Annotated in this window: 16 protein-coding genes; 3 read left to right on the top strand and 13 right to left on the bottom strand. The window is 63.6% G+C overall.

Annotated features, from left to right (window positions below):
* The first annotated feature begins 56 nt into the window (after positions 1-56).
* Positions 57-1,562, top strand: a complete 1,506-nt coding sequence (locus QUG01_RS15060) for an MFS transporter (protein ID WP_500830843.1) — start codon at positions 57-59, stop codon at positions 1,560-1,562.
* Positions 1,563-1,615: 53 nt separating this feature from the next.
* On the top strand, positions 1,616-2,260 hold the full coding sequence (locus QUG01_RS15065) for a TetR/AcrR family transcriptional regulator (RefSeq protein ID WP_158248703.1): 645 nt from the start codon (positions 1,616-1,618) through the stop codon (positions 2,258-2,260).
* A 254-nt stretch (positions 2,261-2,514) separates the two neighbouring features.
* Here QUG01_RS15065 and sucD read toward each other — a convergent pair whose 3' ends face one another.
* The 13 genes from sucD to QUG01_RS15130 all read right to left on the bottom strand — a co-directional run bounded on the left by sucD (position 2,515) and on the right by QUG01_RS15130 (position 16,494).
* Positions 2,515-3,399, bottom strand: coding sequence for a succinate--CoA ligase subunit alpha (gene sucD / locus QUG01_RS15070; protein ID WP_500830844.1), 885 nt, complete (start codon positions 3,397-3,399; stop codon positions 2,515-2,517).
* A 27-nt stretch (positions 3,400-3,426) separates the two neighbouring features.
* Entirely contained in the window at positions 3,427-4,599 is a 1,173-nt protein-coding gene (sucC, locus tag QUG01_RS15075) for an ADP-forming succinate--CoA ligase subunit beta (RefSeq protein ID WP_043624884.1), read from the bottom strand.
* A gap of 161 nt (positions 4,600-4,760) precedes the next feature.
* Positions 4,761-6,194, bottom strand: a complete 1,434-nt coding sequence (gene lpdA, locus QUG01_RS15080; protein WP_500830845.1) for a dihydrolipoyl dehydrogenase — start codon at positions 6,192-6,194, stop codon at positions 4,761-4,763.
* A gap of 16 nt (positions 6,195-6,210) precedes the next feature.
* On the bottom strand, positions 6,211-6,396 hold the full coding sequence (locus QUG01_RS15085; RefSeq protein WP_043624888.1) for a hypothetical protein: 186 nt from the start codon (positions 6,394-6,396) through the stop codon (positions 6,211-6,213).
* A gap of 53 nt (positions 6,397-6,449) precedes the next feature.
* Positions 6,450-7,706 carry a 2-oxoglutarate dehydrogenase complex dihydrolipoyllysine-residue succinyltransferase gene (gene odhB, locus QUG01_RS15090; protein WP_071109716.1) on the bottom strand — a complete coding sequence of 419 codons (1,257 nt, stop codon included), beginning with the start codon at positions 7,704-7,706 and terminating at the stop codon, positions 6,450-6,452.
* Positions 7,707-7,758: 52 nt separating this feature from the next.
* The gene (locus QUG01_RS15095; protein WP_500830846.1) at positions 7,759-10,587 is read right to left on the bottom strand and encodes a 2-oxoglutarate dehydrogenase E1 component; all 2,829 of its coding nucleotides are present in this window, start codon (positions 10,585-10,587) and stop codon (positions 7,759-7,761) included.
* A 146-nt stretch (positions 10,588-10,733) separates the two neighbouring features.
* Entirely contained in the window at positions 10,734-12,023 is a 1,290-nt protein-coding gene (gltA, locus tag QUG01_RS15100) for a citrate synthase (protein WP_500830847.1), read from the bottom strand.
* A 52-nt stretch (positions 12,024-12,075) separates the two neighbouring features.
* The gene (locus tag QUG01_RS15105) at positions 12,076-12,324 is read right to left on the bottom strand and encodes an FAD assembly factor SdhE (protein ID WP_043624895.1); all 249 of its coding nucleotides are present in this window, start codon (positions 12,322-12,324) and stop codon (positions 12,076-12,078) included.
* Positions 12,321-13,031: a succinate dehydrogenase iron-sulfur subunit gene (locus QUG01_RS15110; protein ID WP_043624897.1), complete on the bottom strand. Its 711-nt coding sequence runs from the start codon at positions 13,029-13,031 to the stop codon at positions 12,321-12,323. The genes QUG01_RS15105 and QUG01_RS15110 overlap by 4 nt, the downstream gene beginning before the upstream one ends.
* Before the next feature lie 13 nt (positions 13,032-13,044).
* The gene (sdhA, locus tag QUG01_RS15115) at positions 13,045-14,820 is read right to left on the bottom strand and encodes a succinate dehydrogenase flavoprotein subunit (RefSeq protein WP_500830848.1); all 1,776 of its coding nucleotides are present in this window, start codon (positions 14,818-14,820) and stop codon (positions 13,045-13,047) included.
* Positions 14,820-15,164, bottom strand: coding sequence for a succinate dehydrogenase, hydrophobic membrane anchor protein (gene sdhD / locus QUG01_RS15120; RefSeq protein WP_043624902.1), 345 nt, complete (start codon positions 15,162-15,164; stop codon positions 14,820-14,822). Before sdhD ends, sdhA begins: the two co-directional genes overlap by 1 nt.
* The gene (gene sdhC / locus QUG01_RS15125; protein ID WP_043624903.1) at positions 15,158-15,535 is read right to left on the bottom strand and encodes a succinate dehydrogenase, cytochrome b556 subunit; all 378 of its coding nucleotides are present in this window, start codon (positions 15,533-15,535) and stop codon (positions 15,158-15,160) included. Before sdhC ends, sdhD begins: the two co-directional genes overlap by 7 nt.
* Before the next feature lie 221 nt (positions 15,536-15,756).
* Positions 15,757-16,494, bottom strand: coding sequence for a GntR family transcriptional regulator (locus tag QUG01_RS15130; RefSeq protein WP_500830849.1), 738 nt, complete (start codon positions 16,492-16,494; stop codon positions 15,757-15,759).
* Between the two features lie 198 nt (positions 16,495-16,692).
* Here QUG01_RS15130 and QUG01_RS15135 point away from each other — a divergent pair, with 198 nt between their 5' ends.
* Positions 16,693-17,673, top strand: coding sequence for a malate dehydrogenase (locus tag QUG01_RS15135; protein WP_103318177.1), 981 nt, complete (start codon positions 16,693-16,695; stop codon positions 17,671-17,673).
* Positions 17,674-17,765: the final 92 nt, after the last annotated feature.

The raw sequence follows: 17,765 nt of genomic DNA on the forward strand, positions 1-17,765 counted from the left end.
TTAAATCATAAGCGCTTTCTACACTGGCGGCATCCCCCACTATCGGATGCCTCGGCATGCAATCCTCCCCGCACTCGAGCAGCCGTGCCCGCCTGCTGGCGATCGCCTTGATTGCCTGGCTGGAATTCCTGCAAAACGGCCTGCTCAACTTCGCCTCCTCGCAGCTCATGGGCGGCATCGGCGCCGGCCCGGAGGAATTCAGCCGGGCGGCGATGGCGTATGCGCTGTGCGCCGCGCTGGCGCTGTTCAATCATCAATGGTGTGTGGAGCGCTTCGGCTCGCGCCGCCATCTGCAGGCGTCCATCGTTCTGTTCGCGCTGGGCGCGCTGATCGCCGGCGCGGCAGAGTCGCCTGACGGTTTCATCGCCGGCCGGGCGATGCAGGGCCTGGGCGGCGCCGCCTTCTTCACCGCGGCGCGTTTGGAGGTGGCCCAACTGCCGCAGGCCAAGCGCGGCCTGGGGCTGGTGGCCTTTGGCCAGGCGCTGCTCCTGGGCAGCGCGCTGGGGCCGTTCTTGGGCGGCTGGCTGCTGCAGGCCTACGGCTGGCGCGCCTTGTGCTGGGGCATCTTGCCGTTTCTGCCTCCGGCGCTATGGGCCGCCCGCCTGCTGCCCTTGCGCCCGCCCGCGCCCCGCCCCGCGCATTACCCGGCGCAATCGTTTGTCTGGCTGCTGACGGCAGTGTTTTTGCTGCAATGGCTGATCCAGCAAACGCCTTATCAGCTGTTCGGCCATCCGCAATGGCTGGCCGCCGCCGGCGCAGCCGGCATCGTCAGCTATGCGTTGTTCCGCTCCCTGCACCGTCGCCGCGCCTCGGACCGCCGCCGCTGGCGCCTGTTGCGGCGGCCCGGCTACCGCATGGGCCTGCTCGCTTACAGCTGCTGCTACCTGCTGGTTTCGGCCAATAGCTATATCCTGCCGATGCTGACGGTGCAGGCCTTGGGCTTCGACCTGCCCGCCAGCGGCCTGCTGCTGGCTGTCAGCTATCTGGCGGGCATGCTGTTCGCGCTGCTGTACGCCGGACTGTTGCTGCGCGGACGCGCGCCCAGCCTGCGCCAGACGCTGCTGGCCAGTTGCATCCTGCTGGCGGCCTATGGCTGGCTGATGAGCGGCCTCAACGGCGAGGCCGGCGTCGGCCGCTTGACGCTGATCCTGCTGCTGAATGGCGGCTTCATGTCCCTGTTCATCATGGCTGTGGCGCAAAGCACCTTCCGCGCCATCGCCCCCGCCGCCTTTGCCCACGCCTATCAAACCAAGAACATCGTGCGCCAGGTTTCGATCTCCGCCGGCGTGGCCCTGGCCAGCGTTTTCATGCAGGAACGCAACGCGCTGCATTACAACCGTCTGGCAGAGCGATTTTCGTGGGATGCGTGGCAATTTAACGACGCTTTGCATCTTTTACGGGAACAATTGCCCAATTTGAGCGATACTCAGCGACTTGGAGTGCTGGCCGGCGAACTGGCCCGGCAGGCCACGCTGATTTCCTGTCTGGACTTTTTCCGTCTGGAGGCATGGATCGCGCTGGCGCTGGCGGGCTGCCTGCTCGCCCTGCGCGCGGCGGATTGATCCGCGGCAGCCGGCTCTCGCTCGTACCCATGTTTCATCAGGAAGAAATTGTCATGCGCAAGAGCGGCACGCAATCGGAGACCTTCAACAAGATCGTCGAGGCCAGCCTGCAGCTGTTCAATCAGGAAGGCGAACGCGTCATCACCACCAACCACATCGCCGAGCGGATGAACATCAGCACCGGCAAGCTCTACTATCACTTCCGCAACAAGGAAGAGATCATCAACGAGCTATACCATCGCTATGTGAAGGGGATGGCGGAGCAATTGTCCGCCGCGCTGAACCACAACAACTCGATCGAGGCGATGGTGATGGCGATGGAAAAGACGCTGCGCCATATCTGGAGCTTCCGCTTCCTGCCCAAGAGCCTGCCCAGCCTGTTCTGCGTCAACCCGCAGTTGGAAGAGGAACATCAACAGTTGTCGCGCGGCCAGCTGAACAGCAAGCTGGGCCAGCTGTTCGCCAGCCTGCGCGAACAAGGCATGCTGCTGGTGGACGACCAGCAACTGGTGCATCTGGTGCAGCATTTCCAGATGGTGCAAACCGGCTGGGTCAACACCATCAAGCAGAACGCCAGCGCGGCGGAGCTGGACAAGCTGATCCAGTCCGGCTGCCGCAGCCTGATGTTCCTCTTGGCGCCCTACGTCAGCCCGCGCTTCCAGTCGCCGTTCGAACGCGTGTTCTCGCGTTATGCCTGAGCAAGCTCAAATCTTTTGAGCCACGGAAACACACGGAAAGAAAACTAATCTGGCGATGCGCCTGCCCGCCTCGTGGGTGATCCGCTGCTACCTGATCTGTTCTCGCCATTTTCAGACATTCGGTATGGTGCCAAGGCCATCATGGATTTTGTCCGTGCCTTTCCGTGTGATTCCGTGGCCATTAACGGTTTAAGATAAAAAAAACACCCCGCGATCGCTCGCGGGGTGTTTTCGTTCAGACCGGTAAACCGGGCTTAGATCATGCCCTTGCTCTTCAAGAGTTCGAACATGGTCTTGCCGATTTCGGCCGGGCTGCGGGTGTAGGCGATGCCTGCGCGCTCGAAAGCCTTGAACTTCTCTTCCGCCGTGCCCTTGCCGCCGGAGATGATGGCGCCGGCGTGGCCCATGCGCTTGCCCTTAGGCGCGGTGACGCCGGCGATGTAGCCGACTACCGGCTTGGTCACGTAGGACTTGGCGAACTCGGCCGCTTCTTCCTCGGCGGAACCGCCGATTTCGCCGATCATCACGATGGCGTCGGTATCCGGATCATCCTGGAACAGGCGCAAGGCGTCGATGTGGCTGGTGCCCGGGATCGGGTCGCCGCCGATGCCGATGCAGGTGGACTGGCCCAGGCCCAGCGCGGTGGTTTGCGCCACGGCTTCGTAGGTCAGGGTGCCGGAGCGCGACACGATGCCGATGCGGCCCGGATTGTGGATGTGCCACGGCATGATGCCGATCTTGCACTCGCCCGGGGTGATGATGCCGGGGCAGTTCGGGCCGATCAGGCGGATGCCGGCTTCGTCCACGGCCTTCTTCACGTACAGCATGTCCAGGGTGGGCACGCCTTCGGTGATGCAGACGATCAGCTTCACGCCGCTGTCGATGGCTTCCAGGATGGAGTCCTTGGCGAAGGCTGCGGGCACGTAGATCACCGAGGCGTCAGCCTGGGTTTGACGCACGGCGTCCTTCATGGTGTTGAACACCGGCAGGCCCAGGTGCTCGGAACCGCCCTTGCCCGGGGTCACGCCGCCTACGACCTTGGTGCCGACCTTCAGCGCCTGTTCGGCGTGGAAAGTACCGTTCTTGCCGGTGAAGCCTTGCACCAGCACTTTGGTGTCTTTGTTTACCAATACGCTCATTTTGTATTCCTCAGCTCAGTGCGGGTCTCAGGCAGCGGCCTTGACGGCGGCGACGATCTTCTCGGCAGCGTCGTTCAGACCCTGGGCGGAAGTCAGTTTCAGACCGGATTCGTCCAGGATCTTGGCGCCCAGTTCGGCGTTGTTGCCTTCCAGACGCACCACCACCGGCACCGTCACGTTCACTTCCTTCACGGCGGCGATGATGGCCTCGGCGATCATGTCGCAGCGGACGATGCCGCCGAAGATGTTGATCAGCACGCCTTGCACCGAGGTGTCGGCCAGAATCAGCTTGAACGCTTCGATCACGCGCTCCTTGGTGGCGCCGCCGCCCACGTCCAGGAAGTTGGCCGGCTGGCCGCCCTTCAGCTTGATGATGTCCATGGTGGCCATCGCCAGGCCGGCGCCGTTCACCATGCAGCCAATATTGCCTTCCAGGGCCACGTAGTTCAGGTCGAACTCGGAAGCCTTCACTTCGCGCTCGTTCTCCTGGCTCTTGTCGCGCATGGCCAGCAGGTCCGGGTGGCGGTACAGGGCGTTGGAATCCAGGTTGATCTTGCCGTCCACGCAGGCCAGCTGGCCGTTTTCGCGCAGCGCCAGCGGGTTGACTTCGAACAGGGCGAAGTCGTTCTCGACGAAGGCCTTGTAAGCGCCCAGCATCAGCTTGGTGAAGGAAGCGACTTGCTCGCCCTTCAGCTCCAGCGCGAAAGCCGCGTCGCGCGCCTGGAACGGCTGCATGCCCACCAGCGGATCGATTTCGATCTTGATGATCTTTTCCGGGGTCTCTTCAGCCACCTTCTCGATTTCCACGCCGCCTTCGGTGGAAACCATGAACACGACGCGCTGGCTGCCGCGGTCCACCACGGCGCCCAGGTACAGTTCGCGCTGCACCGGGTACATGTCTTCGCAGACCAGCACCGAGTTCACCGGCTGGCCGGCGGCGTCGGTCTGATAGGTCACCAGATTGGTGCCGATCAGGGTCTTGGCGACTTCCGCGGCTTCTTCGCGGCTCTTCACCACTTTCACGCCGCCCGCCTTGCCGCGGCCGCCGGCGTGCACCTGGGCCTTGACGACGGCGAATTTGCCGCCCAGCTTGTCGTAAGCGGCAGCCGCTTCTTCCGGCGACGTGGCCAGAATGCCTTGTTGCACCGGCAGGCCGTAACGGCTCAGCAGCTCTTTCGCTTGGTATTCATGCAGGTTCATCTATGGTTTCCTTTCGGGGAAATGATGGCGGGCATGCGCCTCTGCCTCTATTCCTTGATCGCTTGCCAAACCTTGTTGGCGCAGGCCGCGCCAGCCCCCCGGCTGGCATCTCGGCCCGTTCCCGGTTGGGTCGTGCGCATTGTACACGACCCGCGCTCCCATCAACCGTGCAACGCGCGCTTGTCGGCGGCGAGCGCGGCTTCGTGCACCACTTCGGACAAGGACGGGTGGGCGTGGACGATGCGCGCCAGGTCTTCGCTGGCGGCCTTGAACTCCATGCTTACCACGCCCTCGCTCACCAGCTCGGACACCATCGGGCCTATCATGTGCAAGCCCAGGATGCGGTCGGTCTTGGCGTCCGCCAGTATCTTGACCATGCCCTGCGCCTGGCCCAGGCCCAGCGCGCGGCCGTTGGCGCCGAAGCCCGACGTGCCCTTCTTGTACTCGATGCCCTCGGCTTTCAGCTGCTCCTCGGTCTTGCCGACCCAGGCGATTTCCGGCGAGGTGTAGATCACCCACGGAATCACGCCGAAGTCCACGTGCGGCTTCTGGCCGGCGATGCGCTCGGCCACGGCCACGCCCTCTTCCGACGCCTTGTGCGCCAGCATCGGGCCGCGCACCACGTCGCCGATCGCCCACACATTGGGCAGATTGCTATGGCAATGCTCGTCCACGGCGACGAAGCCGCGCTCGTCCAGCTGCAGGCCCACCGCCTCGGCGCCCAGGCCCTGGGTGTTCGGCACGCGGCCGATGGAGACGATCAGCTTGTCGAACTCGGCCTTCACCGCTTCGCCGTTCAATTCGTAATTGACGGTGACGCTCTTCTTGCCGGTCTTGATCTCGCCGATCTTCACGCCCAGCTTGATGTCCAGGCCGGTATCCTTGGTCAGCGTCTTGAACGCTTCCTTGGCGATCTGCTGGTCGGCGGCGGCCAGGAAGGTCGGCATCGCTTCCAGGATGGTCACTTCCGCGCCCAGGCGCTTCCATACCGAGCCCATTTCCAGGCCGATCACGCCGGCGCCGATCACGCCCAGGCGCTTGGGCACCGCCGTCAGCGCCAGCGCGCCCTCGTTGTCCAGCACCAGCTGGTTGTCGGTGGCCAGGCCCGGCAGCGCGCGCGGGCTGGAGCCGGTGGCCACGATCACGTGGACGGCTTCCAGGGTATCCACCACCGCGCCGTTGTCGGTGACTTCGATCAGCCACTTGTCGCCCTGGTGGCCCTTGAAGCTGGCCAGGCCATGGATGTTGGCGACCTTGTTCTTCTTGAACAGGAAGCTGATGCCGGCGGCGTTCTTGGTGATGATCTCGGTCTTGCGGGCCAGCATCTGGCCCACGTCCATCTTGGCGCCGGACACGCTGATGCCGTGCTTGGCGAAATCATGCTGCACGGCGTGGAAGTTTTCCGACGACTGCAGCAGCGCCTTGGACGGAATGCAGCCGACGTTCAGGCAGGTGCCGCCGAGGGATGGCTTGCCTTCCGGGTTCTTGAACAGGTCCACGCAAGCGGTGTTGAAGCCCAGCTGGGCCGCGCGGATGGCCGCGACATAACCGCCGGGACCGCCGCCTATCACTACCACATCAAACTGTTGGCTCATGGGATTTCCCTTGGGGTCAGGCCTTGCCGACTTTGAACAGCAAGGCCCCGAAAGCGATCATGAACAGCGCGATGACGATCTTGCCGAACAGGTTGTAATAGCTCTCCCGCACGCCCTGCTGGCGCTTTTTCCAGGTCAGGAAAAGCAGCGCCACGCCAGCCAGTACCGAGGCGAATGCGTAAAGCCAATCCGGCAGATTCATGTTTGCTCCGTTCGTGAAATATCAGACAGGCCGGCTTGCGCCGGCCCGGTTCATCACAGGTCGAGCAGCAGACGCGCCGGATCCTCGATGGCATCCTTGATGGCCACCAGGCTCAGCACCGCTTCGCGACCGTCGATGATGCGGTGGTCGTAGGATTGGGCAAGATACATCATCGGGCGCACCACCACTTGACCGTTCTCAACCACGGCGCGCTCCTTGGTGGCATGCATGCCCAGGATCGCCGATTGCGGCGGGTTGATGATGGGGGTGGACATCATCGAGCCGAAGGTGCCGCCGTTGGAGATGGTGTAGGTGCCGCCGGTCAGCTCTTCCACGGTCAGCTTGCCCTCCTGGGCGCGCTTGCCGAAGTCGGCGATCTGCTTCTCGATCTCGGCCAGGGACAGCTGGTCTGCGTTGCGGATCACCGGCACTACCAGGCCGCGCGGGCTGCCCACGGCCACGCCCACGTCGAAGTAGCCATGGTAAACGATGTCGTTGCCATCCACCGAGGCGTTGACGATCGGGTATTTTTTCAGCGCGGCGACCACGGCCTTGACGAAGAAGCCCATGAAGCCCAGCTTGATGCCGTGCTCTTTCTCGAACTTCTCTTTGTACTTGTTGCGCAGGTCCATCACCGGCTTCATGTTCACTTCATTGAAGGTGGTGAGGATGGCGTTGGTCTGTTGGCTCATGACCAGACGCTCGGCCACGCGCTGGCGCAGACGCGACATCGGCACGCGCTGCTCCGGACGGCCGGACAGGATGCCGGCGACGTTGACGGCGGACGGCGTGGAAGCCAGGGCGACGCCGGCGCTGGCGGCCGGGGCGATCACCGGACCGGCCTGCGACGGCGCGGCCGACTTGGCGGCGGCTTGCACGTCTTCCTTCAGCACGCGGCCATCGCGGCCGGAGCCGGCCACCTTGGACAGGTCGACGCCGGTTTCGGCGGCCAGTTTGGCGGCGGACGGCATGGCGGCGGCGCCGGCAACCGGGGCGGCGGCTTGAACCGGAGCCGGCGCGGCGGCGGGCGCCGGGGCGGCGGCTGCGGCCGGAGCGGCTGCGCCTGCCTTGGCGGCGGTGTCGATCTTGGCGATCAGCTGGCCAGAGGTCACGGTCGCGCCGTCCTGCTGGACGATTTCCACCAGCACGCCGGCTTGCGGCGCCGGCAGTTCCAGCACCACCTTGTCGGTTTCCAGGTCGATCAGGTTTTCGTCGCGGTTGACGAATTCGCCGACCTTCTTGTGCCAGCTCATCAGCGTGGCTTCGGATACGGATTCCGGCAGTTGCGGAACTTGGACTTCAATCAGCATGTTCTTCTCCATGGAGGAGCGGCCGCGATGCCGCCCCTTTTCTCTCATTGGCTCAGCGGGAAACCGTCATCGCTTCTTCGACGAAGGCCTTCAACTGGGCGACGTGCTTGCTCATATAACCTACGGCCGGCGAGGCGGACGACGGACGGCCGGCGAACGACAGCTGCTGCTTGGCGTTCAGCAGGCCTTCCAGGCGATGGCGGATCTGGTACCAGGCGCCCTGGTTGCGCGGCTCTTCCTGCACCCACATCACTTCCTTGGCCTGGGTGAAGCGCGCCAGCTCGGCGGCCACCTGCTCGGTCGGGAACGGATACAGCTGCTCGATGCGCACGATGGCCACTTCGTCCTCCAGCCCGCGTTCCTTGCGGCCGGCGGCGAGGTCGTAATACACCTGGCCGGCGCACAGCACCACGCGCTTGACCTTCTTCGGGTCCTTGGCCACGGCATCGCCGATCACCGGGCGGAAGCTGCCGTTGGTCAGGTCCTCGATCGGGCTCATGGAGTCCTTGAAGCGCAGCAGGCGCTTGGACAGGAAGATCACCAGCGGCTTGCGGTACGGACGCAGTACCTGGCGGCGCAGCATGTGGAACATCTGCGCGGCTTCGGACGGCATCACAACCTGCATATTGTGCTCGGCGCACAGTTGCAGCCAGCGCTCGACGCGGGCGGACGAGTGTTCCGGGCCCTGGCCGTCGTAGCCGTGCGGCAGGATGGTGGTCAGCCCGCACAGACGGCCCCACTTGGTCTCGCCGGAGGAGATGAACTGGTCGATGGCTACCTGGGCGCCGTTGGCGAAGTCGCCGAACTGCGCTTCCCAGATCACCAGCTGATCCGGCGCGGAGCAGGCGTAGCCGTACTCGTAGGCCAGCACCGCTTCTTCGTTCAGGATGGAGTCGATCACCAGGAAGTCGCCCTGGTTGTCGGACATATTGCGCAGCGGCACATAGGCGCCCTGGTCCCAGCGTTCGCGGTTCTGGTCGTGCAGCACGGCGTGGCGGTGGCTGAAGGTGCCGCGGCCGGAGTCTTCGCCGGAGATGCGCACGCCGAAGCCATTGGTGACCAGCGAGGCGTAGGCCAGCGTCTCGGCCATGCCCCAGTCCACGTTCTGCTCGCCTGCCGCCATCGCCTTGCGCGCGGCCAACACCTTCTGCACCGTCGGGTGCAGCTTGAAGCCGTCCGGCAGCGTGGTGAACTTGTCGGTCAGGCGCTGGATGTCGGCCAGCGGCAAGGAGGTGTCGGTCGGATGCGCCCAGTGGGTGCCCAGGTACTGGCTGAAGTCCAGCGCGTGCTCGCGCTTGTAATTGGACAGCGTGGTCTGCTCCACGTGCTCGCCCTTGTCCAGCGCGTCGCGGTAGGCCTGGATCAGCGCGTCGGCTTCCTCGGCCTTCAGCACGCCTTCCTGCACCAGACGCTCGGCATACATGGCGCGCACGCCCTGATGCTTGGCGATCTTCTTGTACATCATCGGCTGGGTCAGGAACGGGTCGTCGCCCTCGTTGTGGCCGAGCTTGCGGTAGCACACCAGATCGATGACCACATCCTTCTTGAAGGTCATGCGGTAGTCCAGCGCGGCCTGCATCACGTAGCACACGGCTTCCGGATCGTCGCCGTTCACGTGCAGGATAGGCGCCTCGATCATCTTGGCCACGTCGGTACAGTACATCGTGGAGCGGATGTCGCGGGTGTCCGAGGTGGTGAAGCCCACCTGGTTGTTGATGACGATGTGGATGGTGCCGCCGGTGCCGTAGCCGCGGGTCTGCGACAGGTTGAAGGTGCCCTGGTTGACGCCCAGGCCGCCGAAGGCGGAGTCGCCGTGAATCAGCACCGGCACCACGGTCTTGCGTTCGGCATCCTTGCGGCGCTGCTGGCGCGCGCGCACCGAGCCTTCCACCACCGGGTTGACGATTTCCAGGTGCGAGGGGTTGAACGCCAGCGACACGTGCATCGGGCCGTTGGCGGTCGGGATGTCGGACGAGAAGCCCATGTGGTACTTCACGTCGCCGGAAGCCATCTGCTGGGCGGCCTTGCCTTCGAATTCGGCGAACAGGTCGCGCGGCTGCTTGCCCAGGGTGTTGACCAGCACGTTCAGGCGGCCGCGGTGGGCCATGCCGATGATCAGCTCCTGCACACCCTGTTCGGTGGCGTTCTGGATCAGGTGGTCCAGCGCGGCGATGGTGGATTCGCCGCCCTCCAGCGAGAAGCGCTTCTGGCCGACGTACTTGGTGTGCAGATAACGCTCCAGCGTCTCGGCCGCGGTGATCTGCTTCAGGATGCGCTGCTTCTTGGCCGCGTCGTAGCGCGGCGTGGACAGATCGCCCTCGAAGCGCTTTTGCACCCAGTGCTTCTCGTCGGACTGGGTGATGTGCATGTACTCCACGCCGATATTGCCGCAGTAGGTCTGCTTCAGGCGGGACAGGATGTCGGACAGCGGCAGCTTCTGCGCGCCCACCAGCGAACCGGCGTTGAACTGCACCGCCATGTCGGCGTCGGTCAGGCCGTGGGTGGCCGGGTCCAGTTCGCGCACGATGGCCTGGTCCATCCGCTTCAGCGGGTCCAGATTGGCCTGGCGCGAACCCAGCACGCGGTAGGCCGAGATCAGCTTCAGCACGCCCACCTGCTTCTGCATCGCCTCCCAGTCGGTGGCGGCGGCGGTGCGCTGGCCGGTCAAGGGCTTCTTGGCCAGCTGGATGAACGACTCCTGGATCGGCAGGTGCGGCACGTCGCGCTCGGCGGCGCCCGGCGCTTGCGCCAGCTTGTCGAAGTAATCGCGCCACTCGTGCGGCACGGACGTGGCGTCAGCGAGGTACTGTTCGTACAGCTCCTCGATGAACGGGGCATTCCCGCCGAACAGGTAGGAATGGCTGTACATGGATTGCATCATGGTCTGGCTACCCTTTGTCTGGATGTTGCAGCATTTGCGCAAAGCGCTATGGCAAGACGGTCTTGCCGCAGCGCTCTGAGAGCCTTCAGCGGCTCAAAAAAGGGCTGGTCGAAGCCCCCGCTTCAACCAACCCCGATTCAGTCAAATCAACGCTTGGCGATGTCCACGAAATCGCGACGCTCGGCGCCGGTGTACAGCTGGCGCGGACGGCCGATCTTCATGCCCGGATCGCCGATCATTTCGTTCCAGTGCGCGATCCAGCCCACGGTGCGGGCCAGCGCGAAGATAGGCGTGAACATGGAAACCGGGATGCCGATGGCGGACAGCACGATGCCGGAGTAGAAGTCCACGTTCGGGTACAGCTTGCGCTCGATGAAGTACGGATCGGACAGCGCGATCTTTTCCAGCTCCATGGCCAGCTTGAACTTCGGGCTGTCCTGCAGGCCCAGTTCCTTCAGCACTTCGTCGCAGGTGTGCTTCATGATGGCGGCGCGCGGGTCCATGTTCTTGTACACGCGGTGGCCGAAGCCCATCAGCTTGTAGCGCTTGTCCTTCACGCCCTGCATGAAGTCGGCCACGTTGTCCACGGAACCGATCTCGTCCAGCATCTTCAGCACGGCTTCGTTGGCGCCGCCGTGGGACGGGCCCCACAGGCAGGCGATGCCGGCGGCGATACATGCGAACGGGTTGGCGCCGGAGGAGCCGGCCAGACGCACGGTGGAGGTGGAGGCGTTCTGCTCGTGGTCGGCGTGCAGGGTGAAGATGCGGTCCAGCGCGCGGGCCAGCACCGGGTTCACCTTGTACTCTTCGCACGGGGTGGAGAACATCATGTGCAGGAAGTTTTCCGCGTAGGTCAGGCCATTCTTCGGATACGAGAACGGCAGGCCCTTGTTGTAGCGGTAGGCCTGGGCGGCGATGGTCGGCAGCTTGGCGATCAGGCGGTGGGCCGAGATGCGGCGGTGTTCCGGATTGGAGATGTCCAGCGAGTCATGGTAGAAGGCGGACAGCGCGCCCACCACGCCCACCATCACGGCCATCGGGTGCGCGTCGCGGCGGAAACCCTTGAACAGGCTCATCAGCTGGTCGTGCAGCATGTTGTGGCGCATCACGCCGCGTTCGAATTCCTTGCGCTGGGCGGCGGTCGGCAGATCGCCGTTCAGCAGCAGGTAGCAGACTTCCAGGTAGTCGCTCTTCTCCGCCAGTTGTTCGATCGGGTAGCCACGGTAGTACAGCTGGCCCAGATCGCCGTCGATGAAGGTGATCTTGGATTCGCAGCTGGCGGTGGCCAGGAAGCCGGGGTCAAACGTGAACATGCCGGTCTTGCCAAAGGCGCGGATGTCGACAACGTCCGGACCCAGGGTGCCCTCGAGGACCGGCAGGTCCAGCGTTTCCTTACCCTCGTTGTAGCTGAGCGTTACTTTGCGATTCGTTTCCACAGCAATACTCCCAGTCGTTATTTCGTTGTTGTTAGTGTGGTCGTGGCGGCCGTCACAGCGATCGCAGGATCGCGACAATGGCCATTTGTTCCGGATCGTCGAGATCGGCCTTGCCGTTTACAACATCCAGGAAGTCAGTGTCGGGCAGATCAAGCAGGCTCCGGTAGGCGTCGATCTCGGCCGGGGACAGCCGCTCGAACGGGCCGGCGAAGAATTTCTCCAACACCAGGTCGAGTTCGAGCAGGCCCCGGCGCGAACGCCAGCGGATCCGTTTCAGTTCGATCGGATCGTATCCGGTCATACCGCGCGCCTAACCATCAGGTCCTTGATCTTGCCGATGGCCTTGGTCGGGTTCAGACCCTTGGGGCAGACATCGACGCAGTTCATGATGGTATGGCAGCGGAACAGACGGTACGGGTCTTCCAGATTGTCCAGACGCTCGTTGGTTGCTTCGTCGCGGGTGTCCGCGATGAAGCGGTAGGCGGCCAACAGGCCGGCCGGGCCGACGAACTTGTCCGGATTCCACCAGAATGACGGGCAGGACGTGGAACAGCACGCGCACAGAATGCACTCGTACAGGCCGTCCAGCTCCTTGCGGTCTTCCGGCGACTGGCGGCGCTCGCGTTCCGGCGGCGGCGTGTCGTTGATCACGTACGGCTTGATCGAGTGGTACTGCTTGAAGAACTGCGCCATGTCCACGATCAGGTCGCGCACCACCGGCAGGCCCGGCAGCGGACGCAACTCGATCGGCTGCTTCAGCGTGCGGAAGTCGGTCAGGCAGGCCAGGCCGTTCTTGCCGTTGATGTTCATCGCGTCGGAGCCGCAGACGCCTTCGCGACAGGAGCGGCGGAAGGACAGCGTGTCGTCCTTGGTTTTCAGCTTGACCAGGGCGTCCAGGAGCTTGTGCTCGGTGGCGTCCATGTCGATGCTGATCTCCTGCATGTACGGCTTGGCATCCTTGTCCGGGTCGTAGCGGTAGATGCTGAATTTGACGGTTTCGGTAGTCATCTCTGTTCAACCCTTAGTAGGAGCGGGCCTTCAACTTGATCGTTTCGACAGTCAGCGGCTGCAGGTTCACCGGCTTGTATTCCAGGCGGTTGCCGTCGCGGAACCACAGGGTGTGCTTCAGCCAGTTCTTGTCGTCGCGGCCGTTCGGGGTGTCCGGGGTGTCCGGCGCGTCGTCGCGCACGTGGGCGCCGCGGCTCTCGGTGCGGGCATTGGCGCTGATCATGGTGGACTTGGCCACTTCGATCAGGTTTTCCAGCTCCAGCGCCTCGATGCGGGCGGTGTTGAATACCTTCGACTTGTCGCCGATCTCGGTCTTCGCCACCATCTTTTCCACTTCCAGAATCTTGTCCACGCCTTCGGCCAGCATGTCCTTGAAGCGGAACACGCCGCAGTGCGCCTGCATCACGCGCTGCATCTCGGCGCGCGCCTCATGCACTTGCACGCCGCCCGTCTGGCCGTCCAGACGCGCCACGCGGGCGACGGAGCGCTCCACATCGGCCATCGCCAGTTCCGGCAGGTCTTCCGGCTGCTTCTTGATGAAGTCGATCATCGAGTTGGCCGAGCTCTTGCCGAAGACCAGCAAGTCCAGCAGCGAGTTGGTGCCCAGGCGGTTGGCGCCGTGCACCGAGGCGCAGGCCACTTCGCCGGCGGCGTAGAAGCCGTGCACCGGCTCGCCGTGCACCACCACTTCGCCGTGGTAGTTGGTGGGGATGCCGCCCATCTGGTAGTGGCAGGTCGGCACCACCGGGATCGGGGCCTTGATCGGGTCCACGCCGGCGAACTTGATGGAGATTTCGCGGATGCCCGGCAGCTTGGACATGATCACCTCGGGGTCGAGGTGGGTGATGTCCAGCAAGACGTGATCCTTGTTCGGACCGCAGCCGCGGCCTTCGTTGATCTCGGACACCATGGCGCGCGACACCACGTCGCGCGAGGCCAGGTCCTTGGCGTTCGGCGCGTAACGCTCCATGAAGCGCTCGCCGGAGCTGTTGCGCAGAATGCCGCCTTCGCCGCGCACGCCTTCGGTGATCAGCACGCCCGCGCCGGCCACGCCGGTCGGGTGGAACTGCCAGAACTCCATGTCTTCCAGCGGGATGCCGGCGCGGGCGGCCATGCCCAGGCCGTCGCCGGTATTGATGAAGGCATTGGTGGACGAGGCGAAGATGCGGCCGGCGCCGCCGGTGGCGAACAAGGTGGCCTTGGCTTGGAACACGACGATTTCAGACGTCTCCATTTCCATCGCCACTACGCCCTGCACGCGGCCTTCGGCGTCGCGGATCAGGTCCAGCGCCATCCACTCCACGAAGAAGTGGGTGTTGGCGCGCACATTGCGCTGATACAGCGCGTGCAGCATGGCGTGGCCGGTTCGGTCGGCGGCGGCGCAGGCGCGGCGCACCGGCTTGCCTTCGCCGAATTCCGACATATGGCCGCCGAACGGACGCTGGTAGATGGTGCCGTCCGGGTTGCGGTCGAACGGCATGCCGAAGTGTTCCAGCTCCACCACCACCTTCGGCGCCTCGCGGCACATGAATTCGATGGCGTCCTGGTCGCCCAGCCAGTCCGAACCCTTCACGGTGTCGTACATGTGCCAGTGCCAGTTGTCCGGCTCGGAGTTGCCGAGCGAGGCGGACACGCCGCCCTGGGCGGCCACGGTGTGGGAACGGGTCGGGAATACCTTGGACAGCACGGCGGTTTTCAGGCCGGCTTCCGACAGTTGCAGCGCGGCGCGCATCCCTGCGCCGCCAGCGCCCACGACAACTGCATCAAAATGACGAATGGCGATACCCATTACAGCCCCCAAACCACTTTAACGGAATAGATGAAACAGGAAACCAGCCAGACGATGGTGAACACGTGCAGCGCCAGGCGGATGCCCACCGGCTTCACGTAGTCCATCCATACGTCGCGGATGCCTACCCATACGTGCAGGAACAGCGCCAGCAGCGAAACCTGGGTGAACAGCTGCACCCAGGTGTGGCTGAACAATTCTTTCCAGCTGTCAAAGCCGGACGGCAGCGACAGCAGGAACAGCGCCATCGCCACGGTGTAGACCACCATGATCACAGCGGTGACGCGCTGCATCACCCAATCGCGCAGGCCGTAGCCGGCGCCGACAACAATGCGGTTTACCATAGAGCGATGCCTCCCAGAACCAAGGTCAGCAACAGGCTGACGGCCAGCACGGTTTTCGCGGTGGCGCGGGCGGTCTCCAGCTCGAGACCCTTGTGAACGTCAAGGAACAGAAAACGGATGCCGGCGCAGAAGTGGTGCATGTACGCCCAGATCAGGCCCAGCAATACCAGTTTCATCAGCGGGTGGGAAACTACGGCGCGGTAGGTTTCAAACGACTCGGCGGAGCTGAGCGAACCGTGCAGCAGATAGATCAACAGCGGGAGGGAAAAGAACAACGCCACACCACTGACCCGGTGCAGGATGGAGACGAAGCCCGGCACGGGCAGTCTGATCCTGGCCAAGTCCAGATGCTTCGGTCTTTGCTTCTGCATAAGGCTTTCCTTGGATGTTTTTGTGACCAAGTGGGTTATCAAACGCCGCGCCCACCCGGACGCGCCGCCAGGCAGACTCGAACCTTTATCGCTGATCCGATGCCTGCCCTTACCTGGCATGCCGCAAACCATGCGTTTGCGATATGCGCGGGGGATTCTAACAAATGTCGGCTTAGGACGCTGCCCGCTCGCCGTTTAATCCAAATCAAAGCGCCGGCGCCTCAGCCGTGCTTCACTGTATAAGCCAGCTGGTGCGTCAGGCAGTAACGCTGCCGCCACTCCAGGGGCCGGCCGTCCATGTCCGCCGACAAGCGCAGCAGGCACAGCGCCGGCACGTCGGCCACCATGCCTGTCACGCCGAGCAGGCTGGCCTCCTCGCGCGGCAGCATTTCCGCGCGAAACTGCTCGCTGACAATCTTCATGCGCACGCCGAAGCGCTGCTGCAAAGTGCCGTACACGCCGGCCGAACCGCGTAGCCAGCGCGCGTCCATGCCTTCAAACACTTCCGCCGGCAGCAGCACGTCGTCCAGCGCCACCGGCGAGCCGTGGCGACGCCACAGCTGACGAATCCTCAATAAAGGCGCCAAACGGCGCAACTGCAAGGCTTCTGCGATATCTTCGCTGGCATTCAGCCGCGACAGCCCCAAAAACTCCCGCGCCAGCTCGTCCGGCTGCTCCGTGAACAAACCCGGCGTCACCAGCCTGGCGTCATCGCCCCAGTCGCCCGGCACCGGCGCCACATAGGTGCCGCGCCCCTGCTGGCGATACAGCAAACCCGCGTCCACCAGCTCAGACAATGCCTTTCTTACCGTGCCCTGGCTGGCGCCCAACTCGTCAGCCAGCTCCCATTCGCTGGGCAGCGCATCGTGCGTCTGCCACTCCCCGGCGCCTATCCGCTGCTGCAGCAGCAGCTTGACCTGGGCATAAAGCGGCTGTCTTTTCAGCGCATTGACTGTCATGGTTTGTGTTTTAACACCAAACAAATCAAGCGTAAAGGCATGTCTTATATAAGACATAAGACTCAAACGACTGTTTGACGCCATATTCTTGTCTGATTAGTCCAAATCGATAAACAGCCGTGATACACTCTGGCCACATCTATACTGCAGAGCAACATCTGCAGCTCATTATCGGATACGTCAAAGGAGAGTCCGCCAATGAAAGCCCCCGTTCGCGTTGCCGTTACCGGCGCTGCCGGCCAGATCGGCTACAGCCTGCTGTTCCGCATTGCCAGTGGCGAGATGCTGGGCAAGGATCAACCGGTCATTCTGCACCTGCTGGACCTGCCGCAGGCCCAAACCGCGCTGAAGGGCGTGATGATGGAGCTGGAAGACTGTGCCTTCCCGCTGTTGGCCGGCATGGTCGCCACCGACGACCCGAACGTGGCCTTCAAGGACGTCAAGGTCGCGCTGCTGGTGGGCGCCCGCCCGCGCAGCAAGGGCATGGAGCGCAAGGACCTGCTGGAAGCCAACGGCGCCATCTTCACCGTGCAGGGCAAGGCGCTGAACGACCACGCCGCCCGCGACGTCAAGGTGCTGGTGGTGGGCAACCCGGCCAACACCAATGCCTGGATCGCCATGAAGTCCGCGCCGGACCTGGACCCGAAAAACTTTACCGCCATGTTGCGTCTTGACCACAATCGCGCGCTGTCGCAGATCGCCGCCAAGACCGGCAAGCCGGTATCGTCGATTGAAAAGCTGGCCGTGTGGGGCAACCACTCCCCCACCATGTATGCCGACTACCGCTTCGCCACCATCGATGGCCAATCGGTCAAGGCCATGATCAACGATGAAGCCTGGAACCGCGACGTATTCCTGCCCACCGTGGGCAAGCGCGGCGCCGCCATCATTGAAGCGCGCGGCCTGTCCTCCGCCGCCTCCGCCGCCAACGCCGCCATCGACCACATCCATGACTGGGTGCTGGGCAGCAACGGCAAGTGGGTGACCATGGGCGTGCCGTCCGACGGCTCCTACGGCATCCCGGAAGGCGTGATGTACGGCGTGCCGGTTGTATGCGAAAATGGCGAATACAAACGTGTTGAAGGCCTGGAGATCGACGCGTTCAGCCGCGAGCGGATGGACCTGACCCTGGCCGAACTGGAAGAAGAGCGCGCAGCCATCGCTCACCTGTTTGGCTAATTTCCCGGCCTGACTGAAGAGAAGCGCACCACTCGGTGCGCTTTTTGTCTTTGGTCAAACCAGAAATTCACATTTGAATTTACTAATACAGA

The organism is Chromobacterium sp. CCUG 76385 (genome assembly GCF_059916625.1).

What these genes read in the sequence shown, in the direction of transcription:
- QUG01_RS15095 (WP_500830846.1), bottom strand. Translation starts at nt 10,587, where the DNA reads ATGATGCAATCCATGTACAGCCATTCCTACCTGTTCGGCGGGAATGCC.
- sdhC (WP_043624903.1), bottom strand. Translation starts at nt 15,535, where the DNA reads ATGCAGAAGCAAAGACCGAAGCATCTGGACTTGGCCAGGATCAGACTG.
- sdhA (WP_500830848.1), bottom strand. Translation starts at nt 14,820, where the DNA reads ATGGGTATCGCCATTCGTCATTTTGATGCAGTTGTCGTGGGCGCTGGC.
- odhB (WP_071109716.1), bottom strand. Translation starts at nt 7,706, where the DNA reads ATGCTGATTGAAGTCCAAGTTCCGCAACTGCCGGAATCCGTATCCGAA.
- QUG01_RS15110 (WP_043624897.1), bottom strand. Translation starts at nt 13,031, where the DNA reads ATGACTACCGAAACCGTCAAATTCAGCATCTACCGCTACGACCCGGAC.
- sucC (WP_043624884.1), bottom strand. Translation starts at nt 4,599, where the DNA reads ATGAACCTGCATGAATACCAAGCGAAAGAGCTGCTGAGCCGTTACGGC.
- QUG01_RS15060 (WP_500830843.1), top strand. Translation starts at nt 57, where the DNA reads ATGCAATCCTCCCCGCACTCGAGCAGCCGTGCCCGCCTGCTGGCGATC.
- QUG01_RS15085 (WP_043624888.1), bottom strand. Translation starts at nt 6,396, where the DNA reads ATGAATCTGCCGGATTGGCTTTACGCATTCGCCTCGGTACTGGCTGGC.
- QUG01_RS15065 (WP_158248703.1), top strand. Translation starts at nt 1,616, where the DNA reads ATGCGCAAGAGCGGCACGCAATCGGAGACCTTCAACAAGATCGTCGAG.
- lpdA (WP_500830845.1), bottom strand. Translation starts at nt 6,194, where the DNA reads ATGAGCCAACAGTTTGATGTGGTAGTGATAGGCGGCGGTCCCGGCGGT.
- QUG01_RS15105 (WP_043624895.1), bottom strand. Translation starts at nt 12,324, where the DNA reads ATGACCGGATACGATCCGATCGAACTGAAACGGATCCGCTGGCGTTCG.
- sdhD (WP_043624902.1), bottom strand. Translation starts at nt 15,164, where the DNA reads ATGGTAAACCGCATTGTTGTCGGCGCCGGCTACGGCCTGCGCGATTGG.
- sucD (WP_500830844.1), bottom strand. Translation starts at nt 3,399, where the DNA reads ATGAGCGTATTGGTAAACAAAGACACCAAAGTGCTGGTGCAAGGCTTC.
- QUG01_RS15130 (WP_500830849.1), bottom strand. Translation starts at nt 16,494, where the DNA reads ATGACAGTCAATGCGCTGAAAAGACAGCCGCTTTATGCCCAGGTCAAG.
- QUG01_RS15135 (WP_103318177.1), top strand. Translation starts at nt 16,693, where the DNA reads ATGAAAGCCCCCGTTCGCGTTGCCGTTACCGGCGCTGCCGGCCAGATC.